Origin of the sequence: Streptosporangium amethystogenes subsp. fukuiense (assembly GCF_042665875.1) — a bacterium.
Classification (GTDB): Bacteria; Actinomycetota; Actinomycetes; order Streptosporangiales; family Streptosporangiaceae; genus Streptosporangium; species Streptosporangium fukuiense.
In genome coordinates this window covers 6421563-6442849 of the sequence record NZ_JBHTEE010000001.1, presented here as the reverse complement: position 1 = coordinate 6442849, position 21287 = coordinate 6421563, and the positions used below count along the sequence as shown (strand labels likewise).

Below are 21287 nucleotides of genomic sequence, written 5' to 3'. Positions count from 1 at the left end.
GATCGACGAGGGCGGCCGGCCAGGCCGCACCTCAGATGAACGGGCTCGCGGAATCCGCGCCCAAAAGAACTCACACGTGACGCGTCGTCATCTCGGAGGCATCGAAATCGGCGCGGGTTATCTCGTGGACCGCGACAGGTCGACCATGCGCAGGTACGACGGTTTCGAGCCCAAACCGCATACCGATCTTGTCCATGACTCGCTTGGAGCGAAGGTTGTCGACATGCCGGATGCTGACCACGCGATCGAGACCGCAGTCGATGAGCCCGAATCGCAGCAGCGCCCCGGCGGCCTCCGTGGCGTAGCCGACCCCCCAGTGTCGGCGACTCAGACGCCACCCGATCTCCACCGCCGGAAGGATCTCGGGAAGGAAGGTCGGCACCGTCAGCGCCACCCACCCGGCGAACTGCCCGGTCTCCCGCACGACCACGGAGAGCATGCCGAAGCCGCGTTCCTCCCATTCTCGTTGCGCACGGGCGATTCCAGCCGCGGTCCGGTCGCGATCCAATGGCGACACTGACCCATCGCCTATGTAACGCATGACCTCCGGGTCGGCATTCATCGCGGCGAGCGGATCGATATCGTCCTCGTTCGAGCCACGCAGGAGAAGCCGCTCAGTCGTCAGCGAAACCACCGGCCGATTCTCTCAGGTCGTCCGGTGGAAGGTGAGACCCTCCAGCGATTCCGCCTCCGGCGGGGGCGCTCCGGCTACGGGATGATCGCTGTTCGGGCCTGAGGTCCGCAGGTGGCCGGAAGCGGCCGCATGTCACCACTCCACCGATATGCGTGCAATGATCTTGAAGGGGTTTTCCTGGGTCGTTCCGGGCTTTCCGGGCGGTACGCGAACGGAAGGCGACCCAGGAAACGCCCAAGGGTCCCGGATGGCTTCCGGGACCCTTTTAGTACGGTGAAACACCTCGGCCGACCGGCGCGTCACCGAGGCGGAACAGCGTCTACCAGACGATCGAGCGGGACCGGGGATCCGGCACCCGGGTCGGACGGGAAGACGATGTCCCGCCCGGCCGGTACGCGCGTCGGCTCCAGGTCATGTGATCCCTGTCATGGCCGGGATCCCGTACCCGCGGGTGACGTCAGCCGAAGGTCAGGGCCGGGTAGGCGAAGAGCATCACGGCGCCGAAGCCGAGCTTGAGCACCGCGTCGACGACTCCGAACACGGGGGTGGGCACCTCGCGCGCCAGCCGCAGTCCGACGAACGCGTTGATCGCCGTCAGGACGCCCAGGATCGTGATCAGCGGGCCGTGGGCGAGACCCATCGGCAGGAAGTGCAGGCCGACGACGAAAAGGATGCTGAGGATCAGCGTCCGCTCGTCCGCGTCCTTGTTCTTCGTGAGGACCAGGTAGATCAGGCCCGCCTCGATGACGAAGGAGCCGACGAGCCCGGCGATGTGCGCGAACGACGGGCTGCCGAGGCTCGGAAGCAGCGCGCTGAGGCCGCTCGCGGTGAATCCCGTGATGAAACCGCCGATGAGGAACTGGATCCAGTACTTGTTGAACGCCCAGCTTCCCAGGAAGCCCAGGCCGACGAAGACGAGGAAGAGGCCGCCTCCGCGGATCAACGGATATGGATGATCTGCGACGGATACCACAATTGGCAGCATGCGGGCTCTAACCTTCCCCAAAGGTAAAGATCCGGCATTATCGCAGAACGGTGATCAATGCTGGGGCCGTCGGCCTGACGTTCACCTGCGAGATCCGCCGGTCGTACGGCGCGGGCCGGAGTCACTTGGGCTGTCCGGCGGGGGACTTCGACCACGGCCCCGGCCGACGCGGACAGCCGCATATCCCAGGCCAACCTTGCGATCGCGCTGCTCGACGAGTTCGACGCCCCGAAGCGTCACCGTACGCACCAGGGCGTCAGGGAGGGCTGACAGGGAGGGCCGGACAGGCCACGGCTCGCGCGTGTCCCGTCGCCCCGTACGGCGGCGTGGTGAGAGGCGGAGGGCTGGGAGGATGAGCGGATGACCATACGTGTTCTGATCGCCGACGACCAGGAGATGGTGCGGCGCGGCCTGCGCCGCATCCTGGAGAGCCAGCCGGACATGGCGGTCGTCTGCGAGGCCGCCGACGGGGTGACCGCGGTCGAGATGGCCCGGAGGTTCCAGCCGGACGTGGCGCTGGTCGACATCCGCATGCCGAGAATGGACGGGTTGGAGGTGACCAGGCTGCTCGCCGGTCCCGACGTGGCCACCCCGGTCCGTGTCGTCGTCGTGACGACCTTCGACCTCGACGAGTACGTCTATCCGGCACTGCGCCACGGCGCGTCCGGGTTCCTGCTCAAACGGTCGGGTCCCGCCCTCCTGATCGAGGCGGTCCGGGCCGCTGTGGCGGGGGACAGCCTGATCAGCCCGTCCGTGACGGTGCGACTGCTGAAGCACGTCACCGGATCAGGACCGGGGCAGGAGCCGCTGCCCGAGCCGCTGACCGAGCGGGAGATCGAGATCGCCGGTCAGGTGGCCGAGGGCAAGACCAACGCCGACATCGCCGCCGAGCTGTTCATCTCGCCGGGCACCGTCAAGACCCATGTGGCGAGCGTCCAGCGCAAACTCGGCGTGCGGAACCGGGTCGGCATCGCCGTACGAGCCTGGGAGATGGGCTACGCCCGTCCCCGATGACAGAGCCTGGACGCGGGGATCCTGTCACCTTCCGTGAGACGAGTCGAAGATCGTCTGACATGCGATACGGGATGGCCGGGTCCCCAGTCGGGACGTGAATATCAAGACAATGCCGGCCCGTGGCGCTGCGTACGCTCACCTTCATGACTCGCAGCCGGATCCGCTTCCTCCTATGCGCCATGGTCGTCGTGATGGTGCCGGTTCCGGCCGTACTCGCGCCTCCGAGCGCGCTCGTCGTCGCCTGCTCGGCCACGCTGGCCACGGCCGCCGCACTGTCGCGCTGGCCGTACCGGGGGATCACGCTCGCCAGGGCGGCGGGCTTGGTCACGCTGGTCTCCTTCGCCGTCGCCTTCGTCTACCAGGGGCGGCACCAGTTCGTCGGGCTCTGGCTTCCCGTCGAGATGTGCGCGCTGCTGCTCCTCCTCGGGAGGGTGGTACGGCGGCTGCCGGGATGGCAGGCGGCGGTGATCGGGGCATCCCTGGGCGTCGCGATCACGTTCGAACTGCCCCTGCGCCTCACGCTGCGCATGCCCGACCCGACCGCGGAGACGTCGGTCCTCGTCTGTTTCATGTCCTTCTTCCCCGTGGCGGTGGTGGCCGGTATCGCGCTGTACCTCAGGTCTCTGGACGACCGGCGGGTGCGCGCGGTGGCACGGGCACGCCGGGCCCAGCGGCTCGACGTGGCCCGGGACCTGCACGACTTCGTCGCCCACGAGGTCACCGGCATCGTGCTGGAGGCTCAGGCGGCGCAACTCGCCGACCAGGATCCGGAGGGGGCGCGGGCCCTCGCCGTACGCGTCGAGGAGGCCGGGCTGCGGGCGCTCGCGTCGATGGACCACATGGTGAGCGCGCTGCGCGACCCGGACGAGCGAGCCGCGGCGGAGCCGCCCCCGACCAGGATGTACGGTCTGGCGGACCTGCCCGACCTGGTCGGCCGGTTCTCCGCGACGGGAGGGATCCCGGCCGAACTCCAGCGGGCCGAAGAGCCGGCCGATGATCGGAGCGCCGCTCCGGATGGTGACCCGAACGGCGAACGGCCGGAGAACCCGGCCGGAACGCTGCCGCGAGAGATCGAAGGCACCGCCTACGCCGTGGTGCTGGAGGCGCTGACCAACGTACGGAGACACGCGCCCTCGGCGACCCGGGTGCTCGTCTCGACCGTCCGTACCGCCGATCCCGCGCTGGAGGTGTCCGTCGTCGACGACGGCGTGGCCGGTGCGGGCGTCCTCGCGGTCTGGAGGGCAGGGGCGGGCGGCGATCGGCGCGACCGCCCGCAGGCGTTGACGGGGAAAGACCGGCCTGGCGGGGGTACCGGCCTGATCAGCCTGGCCGAGCGGGTCGAGGCGCTCGGAGGCACGCTCACCACCGGCCGCCATGGGAAGGGATGGCAGGTCAGAGCGGTTCTGCCGGTACCGGACGCCCGGACGGGAACGGGCCCTGCCGTGACGCTGTAGGTCCGAAACGCGTGCCGCGCCTCCGGCGGCACGGGCGCGGGAAGGCGCCGGATATCTGCCGAACGGCAGATGTCACCGAGCGCCGGGAGGCCGGATCCTGCTCGGGATGCCCAATCCCCACGCATCGGAGGATCTGATGATTACGCGCAAGACGATGACGTGTGCCCTGGTGGCGTTCGTGGCCGCGGCGGCCCTCACCGGCTGCGCGGACGCCTCGAACGCGACGCCGCACCAGACGACCTTCCCGTTCAGCGGCGGGACGCTGGACGTGCGTGCGCACGAAACCCCGACGGACCTGGTCGCGGCGGACAGGAAGGACATCAAGGTCACCCTCTGGTTCGACGTCAAGGGCACCAATCCGTCGTCGAGCTGGTCCCTGGACGGGAAGACGCTCAACCTGCGGGCCGACTGCTCCGGGTGGGCCGACTGCTCGGCCCGGTTCAGGGTCGAGGTGCCACGCGAGGTCAAGGTCCTGCGCGACGGCCGCAAGACGGACCTGCGCGGTACGCACTCGGCCGGCGCGCCTTCCACCGGCGCGAAATGACCCCGAACCACACCGACGAAACGGAACAAAACCGGTGAACGGCACATCACATCACGCGGCGGCGACGAGAACACCGGTGCTCGAACTGGTGGATGTCTCCAAGGTCTACAGGGGAGGTAAACGGGCCGTGGACGGCATCTCCATGCGTCTCGGCGCGGGACTGCTCGGTCTCCTCGGCCCCAACGGGGCGGGGAAGTCGTCGCTGATGCGGGTCGCCGCGACGGTCACCCGCCCGACTCGCGGAAAGGTCCTTTTCGAGGGGGCGGACGTGGTGTCCCGGCCGGACGCGCTCCGCGCGGCTCTCGGTTATCTGCCGCAGGACTTCGGCGTCTATCCCCACCTGACGGCCAGGGAGTTCCTCTCCTACCTGGCCGCCGTCAAGGGGTTGTCGGCCCGCTCGGCGCGGGCGCGCATCGGCGAACTGCTCGAACTGGTCAACCTCACCGAGGCCGGTCGGCGGCCCCTGGGCGGGTACTCCGGCGGCATGTTGCGCCGGGTCGGGATCGCCCAGGCCCTGCTGGGCGATCCCCGGGTGCTGATCGTGGACGAGCCGACGGCCGGGCTCGACCCGGAGGAGCGGGTACGGTTCCGCACCATGCTCAGCGACCTGGCGGCGGACCGGGTGGTGCTGCTGTCGACGCACATCGTCTCCGACATCGAGTCCGTGGCGTCCGACATCGCGATCGTGGCCCGGGGGCGGCTGCTGCGACGCGGCAGCCCGGAGGAGCTCCTGAGGGAGGTGGACGGCCAGGTGTGGGAGACGGTCGCCGGGCCGTCCGACGCCGCCGCCATGCGGGAGCGGTACGTGATCAGCCGCATGATCCGTACGGCGGGCGGGACGCGCCTCCGGTTCCTGTCGCCCACGCCGCCGGGAGGCGACGCCGTACAGGTGACGCCCGACCTGGAGGACGTGTATCTCGCCGTCGTCAACGGTCCCGCCGTGAGGAGCACAGGTGGACGGGCGGTGACCCGGTGACCGCCCGGGCGCCGATCGCGCTCGCCGTCGCCGACTTCCGGGAGCGGGTACGGCGTCCCGCGTACGCGGTCACCCTGCTGGCGGCGGTCGGCCTCGCCTGCCTGGCCGTGCCGGACGCGGGCTCCCACTGGGTGATCATGGATGTCGGGGGCTACCGAGGCGCCTACACCAGCGCATGGATCGGAACGGTCACCGCCCTCGCCGGCGCGTTGTGGCTCACGATGGGCGGGTTCTACGTCGTACGCGACGCGATCGCCCGCGACGAGCGCACCCGGGTGGGGCACATTCTCGCCGCCTCGCCGCTCCGCACGTCGACATATCTGATCGGGAAATTCCTCAGCAACTTCCTGGTGCTCGCCTCGATGGCGGGCGTGCTCGCGGTGGCGGCGCCGCTGATGCAGTTCGCGCGGGGCGAGTCCGGCGCGTTCGATCCGATCGCGCTGCTGCTTCCCTTCGCGCTGATCACGCTGCCCCCGCTGGTGCTGACGGCCGCGGCGGCGGTGCTGTTCGAGACCGTGCCGCTGCTGCGGGGCGGCGTGGGGAACGTCGTCTGGTTCGTCGTCTCGATGGTTCTGCTGCTGGGAGGACAGACGCGGAACGCTCCTCTCGGGGGCATCGGGGTGCGCCAGGCGGCCGAGTCGATGCGCGCCGCCCTGGTCGAGCAGGGGATCGACGTCGGCGACCGGGAGTTCAGCCTCGGCCTGACGTCCGTGGCCGAGCCGTTGCGCACCTTCCAATGGGACGGCTTCACCCCCGACGCGGCCTTCCTCGGTGGCCGGCTGGTCCTTCTCACGCTGGGGATCGCCGTGGCGCTGCTGCCCGCGCTCTGGTTCGGCAGGTTCGATCCCGCGCGCGGTCCCGCCGCAGTGCTGTCCAAGCCGGGCAAGGCCCGGGAGGGGGCTCAGCACGAGATCCTCGGAGACCTCCCGGGCGACGTCCGGGGAGAGCCCGGCACGGGCGGATCTATCAGCCGTCCCGGGGTCCCGGTGACGATGACGGCACCGGTACGTGGCCGGGCCTTCTGGCGGCTCCTCGCCGGTGAGCTGCGCGTCCTCCTTCGGGGCGTCTCGTCGTGGTGGTGGCTGGTGGTCGCGGCCGTGACCGTGGCCGGCTTCGCCACTCCGGAGCCCACGACGCTGCTCCCTCTCGCCTGGGTATGGCCGGTGCTGGTCTGGTCCCGCCTGGGCACCCAACGAGTCGAACATGGCCTGGAGGGGCTGCTAGGCGCCTACCCGACGATGCGGCGCGGGCTTCTGGCGGAGTGGGCGGCCGGGGTGACGCTCACCGTCGTGACCGGGATCGCGCCCGCGGTGCGGATGGCGGCCACGGCCGACTGGGCCGGGGCGGCTGCCTGGGCGGGGGGTGCGCTCCTGGTTCCCGCGCTCGCGCTGGCTCTCGGCGTGGCCTGCCGTACCCACCGGGTCTTCCAGGTCGTCTACCTCGGCCTGTGGTACCTGGCCGTCAACGGCGTCGCGGTGCTGGACTACATGGGAGTGGTCAGGTCGGGAGGGCTTCCGGCCGGGCCGTCGCCACTGGCCGTGGGCGGCCTCGCCCTGCTCCTGGTGTGCGCCGCCCTGGCGGTCCGTACGGCACGGCACGCCGTGAGGTGATCCGGCATCCCACCTGGTCGCGCGATATGGGTGGAATGTAACGTTAGGTAGCAGTGGGGGTGCGCTATGAATAAGATCATCTGTGTTGCGGCGCTTGCTGCGATGACCACGCTCGCCACCGCCGGCGCCGGACACCCGATGGACGGCGTGGGCAAAGAACAGGTCAGCCGGGAGCAATATCGGATCCTCCTCAACCAGTGCAGGTATGCCGATACCAGCGCCGCCCGGCAGGAGTGCCGCGCGGAGGTCCGGCGGACCTACACCATCGGGGAGAGAAACCCCGGCCTCGACTGCCGGACGTACGTCAGCATCACCGTGTGCGGCGAGCTCAAGCTGAGCAAGAGCCAGAGGCAGTGCGTGCAGGACTCCGTACGGAGCGGCCTCACCTACCGCCGCTCCGAGGTGGAGTGCTACGCGCTGAACGGGGGCGGCAACTGAACCGGCGGCGGACGGTCGCACAGCGGGGTTGCGTCCGGCCGCATGTGCCAGTAGAGATCGGCAGGAACAAAACCCAGCTCAGAGCCTTGGGTCTCGGTCAGGAGTGGTGGAGCGGCTGGACTCGAACCCGGAACCTGCGGATTAGCCTGGTGCTGCGGCCTCTCGTTGTGGCAAGCGGGAAAGCCGCAGCATCGACGTCATGTCCGGAAAGAACGTTCAGGTACTCTCGCTTACCTCGATGGCGGCCGCGGGACAGACGGCGGCGGCCTCACGCACCGTGACGTGCAGGTTCTCGGCCGGTTCCGACTCCAGCAGGATGACGATGCCGTCGTCCTCGCGCTGGTCGAACACCTCTGGTGCGATCAGCACGCACTGGCCCGCGCCGCAGCACTTGGCCTCGTCCACGGTGACTTTCATGCGGAGTTCCTCTCTGGTCGGCCGGGTGTCACCGGCGTTCGTACGCGCGTCGTGTCGGTCCGCGGGGGCCGCGTCACCAGTGCACCGGGACTTCGCGCAGGCCGCCGACCACCAGGCCGTCCACCCGCCGCAGTTCCTCCACCGGGACGGCCAGTCGCAGGGACGGCAGCCTGCGCAGCAGCACCTCGAGTACGACCTGCAGTTCGGTGCGGGCCAGCGACTGGCCCAGGCAGGAGTGCGCGCCGGAGCCGAAGGCCAGATGGGGGTTCGGGCTGCGGCTCAGGTCCATGTCGTCGGCGCCGTCGAAGACGCTCTCGTCGCGGTTGGCCGCGGCCATGCTGCAGATCACCGTGGTGCCGCGCGGCAGCACCGTCCCGTCGACCTCGGTCTCCTCCTTCAGGTAACGGGGCAGGCCGAAGCCGGAGTTGGCGTCGAACCGTAGCGACTCCTCCACCGCCGAACGCACCAGCGACGGGTCGGCCAGCAGCCGTTCCCAGCGGGTGCGGTCGACCAGCAGCATGGAGACCATCTTGCCGATCATGTTCGCGGTGGTCTCGTGCCCGGCCACCAGCAGCGCCATCCCGGTGACCAGCAGTTCGACGTCGGTCAGACCTTGCCCCTCGGCGGCGCTCTCCTTGATCAGCGCGCTGAGCAGGTCGTCGCCCGGCTGTTCCCGCTTGGCGGCGACATGGTCGGACATGTACTGGACGAACTCGGCCTGCGCCGCGTCCGTTTCCGCCTGGCTGTAGCGGGTGAGGTTGAGCAGCGCGTCGGACCAGTGGGCGAAGCGGTCCCGGTCGGTGGCGGGAACTCCGAGCAGGTCGCAGATCACGTACACGGGCAGCGGGAAACCCAGGGACGCCTTGAGGTCGCCGGGCCCGCCGCGCTTGACCATGTCGTCGATGAGCCGCTCGGCGATCTCCGCCATGACGGGCCGCAGCGCGGCCATGCGCTTGGCGGTGAAGTACTTGCCGACCAGGCGCCGCCACCGCTGGTGACCCTCGCCGCTGTCGGGGATGATCTGGGCCATCTCGGTGTTGAACACCCCGCCGGATTCGTTGTCCGACAGCCGGGCCGCGTCGGGTGCGTTCAGCAGGCGGGTGAAGCGCGGGTCGGCCAGCACCTGCTTGACGTCCTCGTAACGGGTCAGCAGCTTCGCCTCGTCACCGCTGGGCAACGTGATCCGCGCGACCGGGCACTGACGGCGCAGCTCGGCCCACTCCGCCGGCGGCTCCAACGCCGCCTCGCTCGGGATGGGATAGCTCAGGACCTGCTCGTTCTGGCTCATTCGACTCCTCCTCGGAAGGGGCGTTCCTGTTGTCGTTGACGGGGTGCGGACGCTCACGGTCGTGCGAGGGTTTCGACCACGCTCTGGCGGTGCACCCGGGCGGCCTTGGCCATGTTCCAGCCGAGTACGCCGGTGACGTGGCCGTCGACGCTGTAGTGGGCGACGAATCGGTTGTCCTCGGGGGCGCCTTCGATCACGTTCACCTGGGCCTCGGGGGTGAGAAAGCCGTGTGCCTGGATCTTGACGTCGTACTGGTCGGTCCAGAAGTAGGGGATGGGAACGTACGGGCGGTCCTCGCCCAGGATGTTGGCCGCCACGATCTGTGCCTGCTCGACGGCGTTGGTGCGGTTCTCCAGCCGCAACCGTCTGCCCAGCCCTTCGTGGTGCCAGGAGGCCATGTCGCCGACGGCGTAGACGTCCGGGGCGGCGCGGCAGCGTGAGTCGCACTCGACGCCGTCACCGATGGCCAGCCCGCTGCCGTCGAGCCAGTCCGTGGCCGGGCGGGATCCGATCGCCACCACGACGGCGTCGGCGGGCAGCGATTCGCCGGAGGCCAGCCGCACCCCGGTGACGCGGCCGTCGGCGCCCGTGAGGGCCTCGGCGGCGACGCCGAGCCGGAGCCGGACGCCGCGCCTGGCGTGCAGCGATGTGAGCGTCGCGCCGACCAGGCCGCCGAGCTGGTCGGCCATGACGGCGCGGCCGAGGCCGGCGAGGGTGACGTCGAGCCCCATACCGCAGGCGGTGGCGGCGATCTCCGCACCCAGCACGCCTTCGCCGATGACGACGAGCCTGTTCACCGCGGTCAGGCTCCGGCGCAGGGCGAGGGCGTCGTCGAGGGTGCGCAGGACGTGCACGCCCGCCAGGTCGTCCTGACCGGGGAGCCGGTGGGAGACCAGGCCGGTGGCCAGAATCACGGTCTGCGCGCGCAGGACGCGGCCGGAGGCGGTTCGGACCTCGCGGGCGGCGGCGTCCAGTCCGGTCGCCGGATCGCCGAGCACGAACTCCGCCTCCAGCTTGGCGAGGTCGTCCCGGGAGCGCAGGTACGCCTTCTCGCTCTCCCAGGTGCCCGCCAGCACCTGCTTCGACAGCGGCGGCCGGTCATAGGGAGGGTGCCGTTCAGCGCCCACGACGGAGAGCTCGCCGCGGTAGCCCTTCCGCCGCAGTGCCTCCGCCACGGCAAGGCCGCCTGCCGAAGCGCCCACGATCAGAACGCTCTCAGCGCCGGTCAAGTGCGGTTCCTTTCGATCGAAGCGGACGGCGGCGGCGACGTGCCGCCGCAACCGGACTGAGTCGTCCGGTTGCTACCGTAGACCCTGTCATCGACGCGTGTCGAGTGGTGTGGAAATCTGGAGTCAACAAACCGGATGATACAGTCCGGTTGCTACGGTAGGTGTCATGTTCAGCGCACGGCGACCCAACAGAGGCCCCAGCGCCGCGGCGGAGAACCGGGCGGCGCTGATCGCGGCGGCCCGCGAGGTGTTCGCCGCCGATGGATACGATGCGCCGCTCACCTCGATCGCACGTGCTGCCGGAGTCGGCCAGGGCAGCCTGTACCGGCACTTCCCCGATCGCGTCAGTCTCGCGCTGGCCGTGTTCGAGGACGGCGTCAGGGAGATCGAGGTGCTCGCCGCGGAGCCCGGCACCACCCTCGACGACATGCTGGCTCTGATGACCGAGCGAGCCATCACCTCGACCGCGTTCATCGACGTGGTCAGCGCCTCGGCCGACGCGCGCCTCACCCATGTGCGCGACCGGGTGTCGGAGTTGCTGGAGGGCCTGCTCTCCGGGGAACGGGAGGCCGGCCGGGTACGCGAGCACGTCACCGCCGATGACCTGGTCACGGCCATCGGCATGATCGCGGCGTTGCTGGCCAAGATACCGGCGGACACCCGGCGTGAGACCGCTGACCGCGCCTGGCTGCTCCTGCGCAAGGGCATCGACGTCTGATCGTCACACGTCGTCGGCGGGATGCGTCGCCGGAACGGATGGCGACCGCCGGCCGCGACGCGCGGTTCGAGCCGCTGACGGGCGTACGATCCGGCGGAGGCGTCACGAGTTGTGACGTACAGCAGCCGATACGGCAGTTGGGGGATTGCCGAAGCCGGGTGCTGTGGCGATCGGGGGATCGCCACAGCACCCGATCTTGTCATCGGTCGCTGTTCGGAGATTCGGCGCGGGGTCGGCCCACGCGACAGGAGACGGACGGCCAGGTCCGGTTTCCGTTGTGCTGGATTGTCATGCCGAAGGTGTTTTTATTGCCGTTCGGCCTCACCCGCCGGCGGCGGGGCTCCTCTCGTGTGTTCGGCTGTCCGCGGATGCCCATGCCGGACGCGCGCCGGTGGTCAGCCGGCCTTTCGCGCGGGACAGGTCGGCGCCTCGAACACCACGCCGTCCAGGAAGTTGCCGGCCGTCGGGGTGCCTCCCGCGGCGGACACCGACTCGAAGGCGAACCGTGTGGTGGTCTGTCCCGGAGGCACGACGTACACCCCGGTGTAGTGGCGCCAGGCGGTGTCGTCATCGGAGATGTCCGGGGAGGAGGCCCCGGTGGGAGTCTGGGCCACGGTCGCGCCGGGTGCGCCGATGAGCACCCGCATCACGTCGGTACCGAGGCGGCCTCGGTGGTACAGCGACCAGGTCATCGGTGTTCCCGGAACGGTGGGCAGGTCCTGGTAGAGCGTGGAGATCTGGTTGGCGTTGAGTTCGGCGAACTGCTGGCCGTCGGCTGCCGGGACCCCGCTCGCGCCGCCCCGCCAGAACTCCAGCTTGTTGTCGGTGGCGGTGGTGTGCCAGCCGACACCCGGGTTGACGGAGGCGTCGGAGATGGACCAGTCGACCGTGGCCACCGGTGGCGTCTCGAAGCTGCCGTTGACCAGGTTGATCGGCGTGTAGTCGCAGATGACGGTGACGGTGACCGTGGCGGTGCTGGTTCCGCAGGCGGTGGTGATGGTGTAGGTGAAGGTGTCGGTGCCGCTGAAGCCCGCGGCGGGTGTGTAGATCACGTTGCTACCGGAGACCGTCGCGGTGCCGTTGCCGGGCTTGGTGACGCTGCTGATCGTCGGTGCGGTCGCGGTGTCGTTGGCCAGGACGGGCACGCTGACGGGTGTGCCCCGGGTGACCGTGGTGGTGGCGGTGTCGTCGGCGGCCCTGGTGGGCGAGATGGACTGCCCGTCGACGATCTGGATCGGGGGGGCGGGTGTGTTGCCGCCGAGCTGGCCCGGAGCGGCGATGACGCTGCTGATCCCGGTCGGCCGGATGGTCATGCTGCCCCCGATGGTGCCTTGCCTGACCCGGAAGGTGATGACCTTCGCAGGTGGGTCGGTCTTGGTGCCCGGCGAGGTGATCGACAGGGTGTTGCCGCTGATGGTGCCGGTCCCCGACTGGCTGACGACATCGGCGCCTGCCAGCAGCGACGACAGGTCCCACGTGGTGGTGTAGCTCCTGACCAGCAGCGGCCACTGGGTCGTGCGGTGCGCCAGCGTGAGGGTGAAGGTGCCACCCGGTGTGATCTGCCCGCCCCACAGGGATGGGGAGGTGTTGACCGAGACCGACCCGCTGCCCAGCCTCATGCCGAACGCGTTCTTCCAGTAGTAGTCCACGGGGTAGGTCGCCTGCCCTGGCCGGATACACGGCGCGGTGGCTCGCGTGACAGCCTGCCGTGCGACGGTGGCGGCGGCATGCGCGTCGGCACTGGCCGCCACCTGCGTTCCCGATGTGGCCAGTAGCGTCAGCAGGGCGCAGGCCAGCGCGGTGAGCGCGGATCCGGATCGTTGTGACATCAACGCTGAACTCCCAGTCTGTCTTAGGGACGTCTTCGTAGATCGACTTCACAACGAAACTACTCTCTGTGTTCGATCTGTCTCGCTAGGTGCTGGATGGTGTGATCCCCGTGTCGCATCCCATGGGCGGCGTGCACGGGGCTCTTTGCCGCCCTTGACGGCAAGGCCGGCCGTGGTGCCCGCAGCGCTGAGGGCAGGCCGCTCTTTCCGGTCGGGGTGATCAGCCGCGGGGCGTGGTCTTGGGCCGGTGAACACGGGAACCTTTACCAGCACGCCGCCGGTCCGTCGCTGCGGCGTGCGGCGATTTTGTCGGGGGGCTGCCGTAGCGTCGTGGCCACGACCGTGGCGGGCACGTCGTGAATCGAGTCGACTCCGAGCCCGGTCGGACGATCCGGAGCGTGGCCGCAGTGCCGACACAGCTCGGCACCAAGGTCTGAAAGGAACGCCGATGAGTGGTGTACGAGTACTGGTTGGCACGCGCAAGGGCGCGTTCATCCTGACGTCGGACGGCAGGCGCGAACGGTGGGACATCAGTGGCCCTCATTTCGGGGGCTGGGAGATCTACCACCTCACGGGATCTCCCGCTGATCCGTCTCGGCTGTACATGTCGCAGTCCGGTGGCTGGTTCGGACAGTTGATCCAGCGTTCCGACGACGGCGGTGCGACGTGGGAACCGGTCGGTAACCGGTTCCAGTACGAGGGTGCCCCCGGCACTCACCAGTGGTACGACGGCACGCCGCATCCATGGGAGTTCGCACGGGTCTGGCATCTCGAACCCTCGCTGACCGATCCGGACACGGTTTACGCCGGGGTCGAAGACGCCGCCCTGTTCCGCTCGGTGGACGGCGGGCAGACCTGGCAGGAACTGCCTGGGCTGCGCAACCATCGCTCAGGGCCTTCCTGGCAACCGGGTGCCGGTGGGATGTGCCTGCACACGATCGTTCCGGATCCGCGCGATCCCGGGCGTATCGTCGTGGCGATCTCGGCGGCGGGTGTGTTCAGAACGGACGACGCAGGCAAGAGCTGGCAGCCGATGAATCGCGGCCTGCAGTCCGGAGGCATCCCTGACCCGGATGCCGAGGTCGGTCACTGCGTCCACCACATCGCGATGCACCGGTCGCGTCCAGAGGTGCTCTTCATGCAGAAACACTGGGACGTCATGCGCAGTGACGACGCCGGTGAGTCGTGGTACGAGATCAGCGGCGACCTGCCCAGCGACTTCGGATTCCCGATCGCCGTCCACGCGCACGAGCCGGACACCGTCTATGTCGTTCCGATCAAGAGCGATTCGGAACATTACCCGCCCGAGGGAAAGCTACGTGTGTACCGCAGCCGGACGGGCGGAAACGAATGGGAGCCGCTCACAAAGGGGTTGCCACAGAGCCACTGCTACGTCAACGTGCTGCGGGACGCGATGGCCGTCGACTCGCTGGATTCGTGCGGCGTGTACTTCGGTACGACCGGCGGGCAGGTGTACGCATCGGCCGATGCCGGCGACAGCTGGGCGCCCATCGCCCGAGACCTTCCGCCCGTGTTGTCGGTCGAAGTCCAGACGCTGCCATGATCCGTGTCGTGCTCCCGGCGCATCTGCGGAACCTCGCACGTGCCGAAAGCGAGGTGAGGATCCACGTTCAGGGGCAGGTCACGCAGCGCTCGGTCCTCGACGCGCTTGAGGCCCGCTATCCGATGTTGCGCGGGACGATCCGCGATCACGTCACGCAGCGGCGTCGACCGTTCGTGAGGTTCTTCGCCTGCGAAGAGGATCTGTCCCACGAACCGCCGGACGCCCCGTTGCCCGAGCCGGTCGCAACGGGGGCCGAACCGTTCATGGTCGTGGGGGCCATGGCGGGCGGGTAGGCGCCGACGCCTGCCGGCCACCATCGCGGGGGCTGGCAGGTAGCCGGTGCGGACGACGAAGCCCAGGCAGGAACGAATCTCTGACCTGGGCTTCTAGGGGGCGAAGAGCCGCAGCAACTCCGCTTGTTCGGGGCGTACGGGAAGTGCCGGGTTGCCGGTGCGCGGGTAGATCTCGGCTGCTGCCCACTGCGCGGCCAGAACACTGGACGCGGTCCCGATCCTGACTCCACGCGCACGCAGTTCGGCGAGTAACCGCCTGGCGTCGAACAGGTACACCGACTCGATACACCAGGGGCGAGTGCCGCCTCGTGACGAAGACGCTCTCGACGCGGGTCCCGTCAGCACGAGATAGAAGTCCAGGGCCGGTCTCTCGGTCACGTCGAGAAGGCCCTCGCGCTTGAGGTACCACTTCACATTGACCGTCTGCCCGCGCAATGGACCGGACGAAAACCGGCCGTCGATCGCGGAGGTCACGGTGGACGGCTCCAGCTCGATTCCGAAGACCTGCGCCGCGATCCAGTCGCCCAGATGGCCGGAGGCCACAGGGCGCTGGATGATCGATGAGATCTTCTCGTCGACAGAGTTACGCTCCCTCAACAGTCGCGCGATCCGTTCCACGTTGACGTCGCTCATGTTGCCCAGCTTTCCAGGGGACTGGATGAGGTGTTTCCGAGATTCCGGACAGATCGGTCAGTAGGTGGCTGATGTCGTTCGGGAGGTAGCTCGCCCACCGGTGCGACGATATGCGTTCCGGCGGCTGTGCATCGCCAAACGGCGATCTCATCTTCCATCTCGGCACGCAGGCCCCGATCGTGCGTCGAGCAGACAGGCCAGGCCCTCCAGATCATCTCCATGATCACTTCTTGGGTGGCGTCGGCGATGCGTGCGAGCCCCGCTCCTGGCCCAAGGCCATTGCCCTGGCAGATGCCTTGGAACTCCACCCAGGCCCCACCCATGCTGTCCCAGTCGGGGACGATCATCCGAAGCGTCCCGGTGATTCCCGTGGTGCGAACATCACGCTCCACGATCTTCAGCTCCTGCTCCAGGGGCACCAGCAGAGTGGGGTCAAGAGCGAAGGTCGGTCCGAAGCCGGTCTCGTCGAGAAGAGCCTTGCCCAGCCGGGGCAGGTCAGTCGCCGTCAGATCGGCGGTGGGGCGTTCAAGGAGCTCGCGTGTGACAGGAAGGGAGGCGCCCCATTCCTCCAGCAGACAGGCGAGCTCGATGAGGGGGCTGGCTTCGAGGCCACCGTCGCGCAACGCCGTGTAGATGCGGTTACTCAACTCGTCGACGATCTGCTCGGCTCGCTCATACTCGGTTTGCCCATAGGAGTCCACGCTGCAGTGTTATCTGCTACATGAGTCCAGGTAAACGGGATTTTCCGCGCGGTAGCGAAGACGTCTGGTGGACCCTGGCGTCATCGACCCTTCCTATCAGCCGGGGCACAATCTCCTTTAGCGAGCATCCTTTTCCGGTAGTACCGGCAGTCCGGTTCCGGAGTCGAGCAGGAGTCGGTTGCCCAGGGGTTTGTTGAGCGTGATGGTGATCCGGGCGGTAAGAAGCATCAGGTTGCAGAGTCGGTCGCTGGTTTCCTCGTCCACGTCGACCACCACCAGGTCTTCGGTCTCGTAGGCGCGGGCGCCGTGGATCTGGTCGCAGCTGCCGTGACCGTACCGGAGAAGCAGGTCCCGGGGCTTCGCCGGGGTGAGGTCGAAGGCCATCACCTCCTCGTGCTCACCTTCTCTTCGGGCCGGGCGCGGGCTGATCTGCGATGGGTGGACCGCCACCCGGCTGAACCTTTCCTTGACGCCCTTCACCGTGAAGTGCCAGGCGGGAACCTGGATCGTCCCCCGGCTGGTGCGCAGCGGCACCTCGCCGAGCTCGGCGCCGGTGACCCTGAGAGGGGTGCAGCCGCCCGGCGGGCACTCCTCGTCGATGAAGTCGGCGGCCTTGCTCCGCTCCGCGTACGCCGTTGCCGCCGTGACCAGCGGAACCGTCAGCGTGGAGCCGTCCGGCCAGCTCATTCGCCTGCTGGGCGGAGTATCCGCGGGCAGTTCGACGTCAAGGGACCATGCGCCGTTGTGCACGCTCAGGGGCACCCAGTCGGGAATCCGTTCTCGCGGCTGGATGTCGAGATCCTCCAGTGGGACGAAGCCTGTCCGCCATGCGCGGTCCTCCTCGGAGTCATGCCAGCGCTCTGCCACTTCACCGGCACGATCCTGGAACTCTCCCGGCGACATGCCGTTATAACCGCATGCGGACAGCAGCAGCGCCAACGAGAGGAACCAGATCGTTTTGCGCAAGACGGCTCCCGAGTCATGAAGAAGAGGAGCCACCGTAGCAGCGAGGGGCTGGTTGGTGATCACCCATCTCAGTCGGGGATGGCGAAGGTGTAGGACCAGACGAAACGGCTTGCCGCGTGTACGCCTCGGGCGTATTCGACGACCTGGCCGTCGGCCGTACGGGTGACGCGACGCAACTCGACGACGGGTTCGCCGGGCGGGAGATCGAGGAGCAGGGTCTCTTCGGCGGTCGGCATCCGGGCGCAGAGATCTTCGGTGATCTCGTGAGGGGCGAGCCCTTTGTCGGCCAGGACCCGGAACCCGCCGCCCTGTCCGGCGATTCCCGGTGAGGGATCGACCAGGGGCGTGCCCTCAACGTCGGCGGAGCGGTAGTAAGAGGTCATCGTGTGGGTGGGGTTGCCTTCGCGGGTCACGACGCGTGCTCGCTCGTACACCGGTGACCCGATCTCGACGCCGAGCGCGGTGGCGACGGGTTCATCGGCGGGGACCAGGGATACCTCCTGCGTCTGGTGTCCCTGCTGCTGAGCGGCCTCGCTCTCCGGGGCCTCGGTGGCGAACGCCCGGACAGTGGTCTGTTCCCAGTGGTGCCGCGCGTATCGCTCAGGGCCAAGCCGCCGGATCGGGTGCGACTCGCGTACGTAGGCGCCAGAGCCGTGCCGGGTGGTCACCAGCCCATCCGTCTTGAGCAGAATCAACGCCTTGCCCGCCGTGGTGCGGGACACCTCGTAGCGCTCGGCGAGATCCCGGACCGAGGGCAGCTTTCCGCCCGGTGGCAGCTGTCCTGACGCGATGTCAGCCCGCAGATCAGCCGCTATACGCCGCGCGGGCGAATCCGAATCTATGTGCACGTACCTCACCATCCCCAAAGTGTCGTAGGCCATTTCCTTGACGGCCAGCCTTGGCGCCCTCTAGCGTCAAGTGTCGTACGACACTCTATGACAGACCCGACCGGTGCTGGAACACCGGACAGGCCATTGATCAGAAAGGTTCTCTGGCCCGTGACCAACCATGCTGCTCCGGTCCTTGAACGGCCGGTGAAGAGCGGCTGCGGGTGCTTTGCCGATGCTCCGCCGATGCCGATGGGGTGCGCCGTCTGTGGCCATCCGCCCTATGACCATGGCTGCGACGACACCGCGCCCGATCATGAGTACGCGCAGCCGTCCGGTGCGCTGATGGCCGTCCGCCTGGAGGTCCGCCGCACCGGAGACCTGCCCCTGCCCTGCTTCGAGCCATCCGTCCCCACGGCCCCGACCGAGGTGCTCACGGCGGTGCCCGGTGAGCAGCCCTTGATCGGAACAGGGACATCGGTGCCCACCCAACACGGCTCCGAGCAGGTCCAGGCCACAGAGCCCGTCGTGCCGGTGCCGTTTCGGCGAGGGCGCTGTCGCCGTCGTCCGGCGCTCTCGCCCAGGTCCGCGCCCACTAGACCGTCCCGGCATCGGCCTACGGCCCGCCCTGGGCGAACGGCCACCTGCGCTTTGCCGCGGGCCGTGCTTACCCGATCTCCGTACCGGTCGCTTGGCCCGTACGGCTTACCCCTCCATGTCCTGCACCGCCCCATGAAGCGGGCCCGTCCACCGCTGCGAACGACCGGACGAGCCCTTGATCGGATGGAGGTCCAATCAGTGGACGATGTTAGAGCCAGTGCCCCCGAACCGGCTATCCCCGGCTGGCGGCTGATTCTCAGCGATGCCGGACGGCTGTGGGCGAGCCGGGAGAAGCCCTTCTCCCTGGCCGCCTTCCACGCCGGAGCCGAACGGACCGTCGATGCCGACAGCCTTGACGCGCTGCGGGCTGAAACCGACCGGCAGGAGAGCATCGCGCGGGAGGCTGTCGAGCAGGCGGCGCAGGAGCAGGCCGAGCAGGTGATCTCATGATCCGGCGCAGGGTCGCCCGTTCTTGTGGACGGCACCGTGACGGCCTGGCCGCCGCCCCCGTGCCGCACTACACCTGGGATCACGAGGCCCGCGCGGAGGCCGCGATGCTGGAGATCACCTGGCCGGGGTGGGCCGTGCTGTACGGCACCGGCAGTCGTCTCTTTCATGCCATCGCGACCTGGCCCACCCCCGAGCCGCTGCTTCTGTGTGACCGCACCGTCGAGGGGTTGAAGGCGCGGATGCGCGAGGCGGAGACGACCGCGCTGCTTCACCGTTGGGCGTTCACCTCCACCTCGGTCGGTATCGGGCACTGCTGAGCGGGCACGGCGGCCCCCGGCCTGGGCCGCCGTGCCTTCGACCCGCGTTGTTCAGTCCGCGACGAGGCGGGCCCGCTGTCCCTCGTGTTCGCGTTGGCGCCGGATGACGTAGCTGCCCGGTGGGCAGCCGGTGGCGCCGTGCTCGGGGTGGAGCAGGTAGGCGACGGCCGAGGTCTCGAAGGCGCCGATCGCCAGACTTTCGGAGTCCGACACGCCGGTCGTCCACCGGCAGGTGCCCGGGTCGGCGACGAGCGTGTGCGGGTTGCCCCCGGCCGCGCCGCGGAGCAGTTCGATCCCTTCGCCGGGTACGTCCATCCAACCGGCATCGGGCCAAAGCCATATGGACGAGGCGATGACGGAGAGCGGGATGACGATGAGGTCGCCCTGGGCCTGGAGGCCGTGGACGACGGGGATGCTCGCCGACCGCTCAAGGTGGTCGAGTACGGCGAGTCCGGTCTGCCGGGAGAGCGAAGCGAGAGTCACGGTCATGGAGATCACCTCAGGTTCGGCGGAGAAGAAGGGAGTACTGCTCGGCGGAGAGCCCGTAGGTCCAGCCGGCGGCGGCGATCGGATCGTCGAGGAAACCGGGCACGGTCAGCCCGTACCGGCGGCGCTGCCCGTCGCGTTCGACGGACCCGTTGACCGTGAGGAGCACCCTGGTCTCCCCGCGCATGTCGTAGAGCCGCAGCTCCGAGCCGGGGTTGCCGGGGTCCGGTGCGGAGGCGACCAGCCGCAGCCCGGCCCGGTCGATGTAGGACGCCCAGCCGATGTGCTCGATCGCGCACCGCCTGACCTCGACGTTGACCTCCCGCTCGATCCGCTGGACGCTCGGATCGGTGATCACCCAGGGGGGCACCCGCGTCCCGTGCCAGGCGTGCACGTCCCACCCGTCGGCGTACCACACCGCGGGGCCGTCCGCGCTGTGCAGCCGTACCTCGCCGTCGTCGCCGCACACCTCCGTGCGCATGGTGACGGGGCGCTCGGTGATGACGCACGCGCCTTCACGAGGCCACCACCAGCCACCTGACCGGGCCACCGCCGCCCACAGGTCCAGTTGCCGGTTCTGTTCGGGGGTGAAGAGCACGCCGGCCGCCCGGCGGAGAGCGTCGTAGTGGGCGACCCAGGAGACGCACTGGGTGTCGTACCAGGTGCTCCGAAAGCGGTGTCGCGAGTCGTGCGCCGCCAGAAGCGGCATGCGGAGTGAACCTTCGGTGGACAGTGCGAGCGGGCTGTGAACCTTCTGGCGGATCAGCTGGTCCATCGCCTGACGGCCCCGTCTGACCTGGGCGTCGAGTGCCAGGCACAGCTGTCTCATCAGCGAGGAGAGCCGTGACGGCAGCGGCCACGCGGCGATGCGGTCGACGGTTTCCGAAGGCCGTGGACGTATCCCAGGCGGGACGGTTGTCAGAGCCGTGACCGGCGAGGAGACCCAGTGGAAACGTGGTGGGGCGAGCCCGATCAGGTGGTAGAGCTCGGAGATGGCGGCCTCTGCGGCCGGACGGTCGGCGGGCAGCGTCGACAACGCCCGGCCCAGCCATTCTTCACGGATCTCGGCGGCTTCCCGCCGCACCAGAACGCTCACCGGATGAGGGTGGCGTCGTCCTTTCTCACGATCATGTCCGGAATGGTGACAGATCGACACGGCGCCTGTCTAGCGCGGATGCTCATGGCATCTCACATGTTCGTCGACCTGTTCCTCAGCGCGCGCACATCGAATGGAAACGGGTTTTACTCGGCGGATCAACGATGCCGTTCTGAGGGCTCGGTGAACAGGACCCCCAGGCGATGGACACTCTTCGG

Annotated in this window: 23 protein-coding genes; 11 read left to right on the top strand and 12 right to left on the bottom strand. The window is 68.8% G+C overall.

Translation table 11 applies throughout. The features are described from left to right. Positions 1 to 70: 70 nt before the first annotated feature. The gene (locus tag ACFQVD_RS28025; protein ID WP_343964951.1) at positions 71 to 634 is read right to left on the bottom strand and encodes a GNAT family N-acetyltransferase; all 564 of its coding nucleotides are present in this window, start codon (positions 632 to 634) and stop codon (positions 71 to 73) included. A gap of 457 nt (positions 635 to 1091) precedes the next feature. After that, entirely contained in the window at positions 1092 to 1577 is a 486-nt protein-coding gene (locus ACFQVD_RS28020; RefSeq protein ID WP_343964949.1) for a DUF6609 family protein, read from the bottom strand. Positions 1578 to 1979: 402 nt separating this feature from the next. On the opposite strand from ACFQVD_RS28020, the gene ACFQVD_RS28015 reads away from it, so the two are divergent. The 6 genes from ACFQVD_RS28015 (at position 1980) to ACFQVD_RS27990 (ending at position 7655) form a co-directional block, all read left to right on the top strand. Further along, positions 1980 to 2633 carry a response regulator transcription factor gene (locus tag ACFQVD_RS28015; protein ID WP_343964947.1) on the top strand — a complete coding sequence of 218 codons (654 nt, stop codon included), beginning with the start codon at positions 1980 to 1982 and terminating at the stop codon, positions 2631 to 2633. 143 nt (positions 2634 to 2776) lie between these two features. Then, positions 2777 to 4087 carry a sensor histidine kinase gene (locus tag ACFQVD_RS28010; RefSeq protein ID WP_343964945.1) on the top strand — a complete coding sequence of 437 codons (1311 nt, stop codon included), beginning with the start codon at positions 2777 to 2779 and terminating at the stop codon, positions 4085 to 4087. Positions 4088 to 4223: 136 nt separating this feature from the next. Beyond that, positions 4224 to 4631, top strand: a complete 408-nt coding sequence (locus ACFQVD_RS28005) for a hypothetical protein (RefSeq protein ID WP_343964943.1) — start codon at positions 4224 to 4226, stop codon at positions 4629 to 4631. 34 nt (positions 4632 to 4665) lie between these two features. Continuing rightward, entirely contained in the window at positions 4666 to 5607 is a 942-nt protein-coding gene (locus ACFQVD_RS28000) for an ATP-binding cassette domain-containing protein (protein WP_343964941.1), read from the top strand. Next, positions 5604 to 7217 (top strand): ABC transporter permease, encoded by a 1614-nt coding sequence (locus ACFQVD_RS27995; protein WP_343964939.1) that lies wholly within the window; start codon positions 5604 to 5606, stop codon positions 7215 to 7217. The genes ACFQVD_RS28000 and ACFQVD_RS27995 overlap by 4 nt, the downstream gene beginning before the upstream one ends. A 102-nt stretch (positions 7218 to 7319) precedes the next feature. Further along, complete coding sequence (locus tag ACFQVD_RS27990) at positions 7320 to 7655, top strand: hypothetical protein (protein WP_343964937.1); 336 nt, start codon at positions 7320 to 7322, stop codon at positions 7653 to 7655. Between the two features lie 216 nt (positions 7656 to 7871). Here ACFQVD_RS27990 and ACFQVD_RS27985 read toward each other — a convergent pair whose 3' ends face one another. The 3 genes from ACFQVD_RS27985 to ACFQVD_RS27975 all read right to left on the bottom strand — a co-directional run bounded on the left by ACFQVD_RS27985 (position 7872) and on the right by ACFQVD_RS27975 (position 10589). Further along, the gene (locus tag ACFQVD_RS27985) at positions 7872 to 8072 is read right to left on the bottom strand and encodes a ferredoxin (RefSeq protein ID WP_343964935.1); all 201 of its coding nucleotides are present in this window, start codon (positions 8070 to 8072) and stop codon (positions 7872 to 7874) included. A gap of 73 nt (positions 8073 to 8145) precedes the next feature. Further along, entirely contained in the window at positions 8146 to 9360 is a 1215-nt protein-coding gene (locus ACFQVD_RS27980) for a cytochrome P450 (protein ID WP_343964933.1), read from the bottom strand. 53 nt (positions 9361 to 9413) lie between these two features. Further along, positions 9414 to 10589, bottom strand: a complete 1176-nt coding sequence (locus tag ACFQVD_RS27975) for an NAD(P)/FAD-dependent oxidoreductase (RefSeq protein WP_343964931.1) — start codon at positions 10587 to 10589, stop codon at positions 9414 to 9416. A 166-nt stretch (positions 10590 to 10755) separates the two neighbouring features. On the opposite strand from ACFQVD_RS27975, the gene ACFQVD_RS27970 reads away from it, so the two are divergent. Next, positions 10756 to 11307 (top strand): helix-turn-helix domain-containing protein, encoded by a 552-nt coding sequence (locus ACFQVD_RS27970; protein ID WP_343964929.1) that lies wholly within the window; start codon positions 10756 to 10758, stop codon positions 11305 to 11307. 395 nt (positions 11308 to 11702) lie between these two features. Here ACFQVD_RS27970 and ACFQVD_RS27965 read toward each other — a convergent pair whose 3' ends face one another. Next, entirely contained in the window at positions 11703 to 13136 is a 1434-nt protein-coding gene (locus ACFQVD_RS27965) for an Ig-like domain-containing protein (protein ID WP_343964927.1), read from the bottom strand. Positions 13137 to 13584: 448 nt separating this feature from the next. Between ACFQVD_RS27965 and ACFQVD_RS27960 the strand changes: the two genes are divergently transcribed. Together ACFQVD_RS27960 and ACFQVD_RS27955 are read left to right on the top strand one after the other, a co-directional pair. Continuing rightward, positions 13585 to 14700, top strand: a complete 1116-nt coding sequence (locus ACFQVD_RS27960) for a WD40/YVTN/BNR-like repeat-containing protein (RefSeq protein ID WP_386272446.1) — start codon at positions 13585 to 13587, stop codon at positions 14698 to 14700. A gap of 8 nt (positions 14701 to 14708) precedes the next feature. Then, a complete protein-coding gene (locus ACFQVD_RS27955) occupies positions 14709 to 14993 on the top strand; it encodes a MoaD/ThiS family protein (protein ID WP_343964923.1) in 285 nt (94 codons plus the stop codon). Positions 14994 to 15086: 93 nt separating this feature from the next. On the opposite strand, the gene ACFQVD_RS27950 is transcribed toward ACFQVD_RS27955, so the two are convergent. The 4 genes from ACFQVD_RS27950 to ACFQVD_RS27935 form a co-directional block, all read right to left on the bottom strand. Then, positions 15087 to 15626 (bottom strand): hypothetical protein, encoded by a 540-nt coding sequence (locus ACFQVD_RS27950; protein ID WP_343964921.1) that lies wholly within the window; start codon positions 15624 to 15626, stop codon positions 15087 to 15089. Continuing rightward, entirely contained in the window at positions 15623 to 16327 is a 705-nt protein-coding gene (locus tag ACFQVD_RS27945) for a hypothetical protein (RefSeq protein ID WP_343964919.1), read from the bottom strand. The genes ACFQVD_RS27950 and ACFQVD_RS27945 overlap by 4 nt, the downstream gene beginning before the upstream one ends. A gap of 117 nt (positions 16328 to 16444) precedes the next feature. After that, complete coding sequence (locus ACFQVD_RS27940; RefSeq protein WP_343964917.1) at positions 16445 to 17293, bottom strand: hypothetical protein; 849 nt, start codon at positions 17291 to 17293, stop codon at positions 16445 to 16447. 68 nt (positions 17294 to 17361) lie between these two features. Continuing rightward, entirely contained in the window at positions 17362 to 18141 is a 780-nt protein-coding gene (locus ACFQVD_RS27935) for a GntR family transcriptional regulator (protein ID WP_343964915.1), read from the bottom strand. A gap of 777 nt (positions 18142 to 18918) precedes the next feature. Between ACFQVD_RS27935 and ACFQVD_RS27930 the strand changes: the two genes are divergently transcribed. Next, a complete protein-coding gene (locus tag ACFQVD_RS27930; protein ID WP_343964913.1) occupies positions 18919 to 19170 on the top strand; it encodes a hypothetical protein in 252 nt (83 codons plus the stop codon). Continuing rightward, positions 19167 to 19487 (top strand): hypothetical protein, encoded by a 321-nt coding sequence (locus ACFQVD_RS27925; protein ID WP_343964911.1) that lies wholly within the window; start codon positions 19167 to 19169, stop codon positions 19485 to 19487. The genes ACFQVD_RS27930 and ACFQVD_RS27925 overlap by 4 nt, the downstream gene beginning before the upstream one ends. Before the next feature lie 51 nt (positions 19488 to 19538). On the opposite strand, the gene ACFQVD_RS27920 is transcribed toward ACFQVD_RS27925, so the two are convergent. Further along, positions 19539 to 19976, bottom strand: a complete 438-nt coding sequence (locus ACFQVD_RS27920) for a hypothetical protein (protein WP_343964909.1) — start codon at positions 19974 to 19976, stop codon at positions 19539 to 19541. A gap of 10 nt (positions 19977 to 19986) precedes the next feature. Next, the gene (locus ACFQVD_RS27915; protein ID WP_343964907.1) at positions 19987 to 21069 is read right to left on the bottom strand and encodes a DUF6745 domain-containing protein; all 1083 of its coding nucleotides are present in this window, start codon (positions 21067 to 21069) and stop codon (positions 19987 to 19989) included. Positions 21070 to 21287: the final 218 nt, after the last annotated feature.

Excerpts from the sequence above, each read along its gene's own strand:
- ACFQVD_RS28015 (WP_343964947.1), top strand. The coding sequence starts at position 1,980 with ATGACCATACGTGTTCTGATCGCCGACGACCAGGAGATGGTGCGGCGC.
- ACFQVD_RS28010 (WP_343964945.1), top strand. The coding sequence starts at position 2,777 with ATGACTCGCAGCCGGATCCGCTTCCTCCTATGCGCCATGGTCGTCGTG.
- ACFQVD_RS28005 (WP_343964943.1), top strand. The coding sequence starts at position 4,224 with ATGATTACGCGCAAGACGATGACGTGTGCCCTGGTGGCGTTCGTGGCC.
- ACFQVD_RS27990 (WP_343964937.1), top strand. The coding sequence starts at position 7,320 with ATGACCACGCTCGCCACCGCCGGCGCCGGACACCCGATGGACGGCGTG.
- ACFQVD_RS27985 (WP_343964935.1), bottom strand. The coding sequence starts at position 8,072 with ATGAAAGTCACCGTGGACGAGGCCAAGTGCTGCGGCGCGGGCCAGTGC.
- ACFQVD_RS27980 (WP_343964933.1), bottom strand. The coding sequence starts at position 9,360 with ATGAGCCAGAACGAGCAGGTCCTGAGCTATCCCATCCCGAGCGAGGCG.
- ACFQVD_RS27970 (WP_343964929.1), top strand. The coding sequence starts at position 10,756 with ATGTTCAGCGCACGGCGACCCAACAGAGGCCCCAGCGCCGCGGCGGAG.
- ACFQVD_RS27965 (WP_343964927.1), bottom strand. The coding sequence starts at position 13,136 with ATGTCACAACGATCCGGATCCGCGCTCACCGCGCTGGCCTGCGCCCTG.
- ACFQVD_RS27960 (WP_386272446.1), top strand. The coding sequence starts at position 13,585 with ATGAGTGGTGTACGAGTACTGGTTGGCACGCGCAAGGGCGCGTTCATC.
- ACFQVD_RS27950 (WP_343964921.1), bottom strand. The coding sequence starts at position 15,626 with ATGAGCGACGTCAACGTGGAACGGATCGCGCGACTGTTGAGGGAGCGT.
- ACFQVD_RS27925 (WP_343964911.1), top strand. The coding sequence starts at position 19,167 with ATGATCCGGCGCAGGGTCGCCCGTTCTTGTGGACGGCACCGTGACGGC.
- ACFQVD_RS27920 (WP_343964909.1), bottom strand. The coding sequence starts at position 19,976 with ATGACCGTGACTCTCGCTTCGCTCTCCCGGCAGACCGGACTCGCCGTA.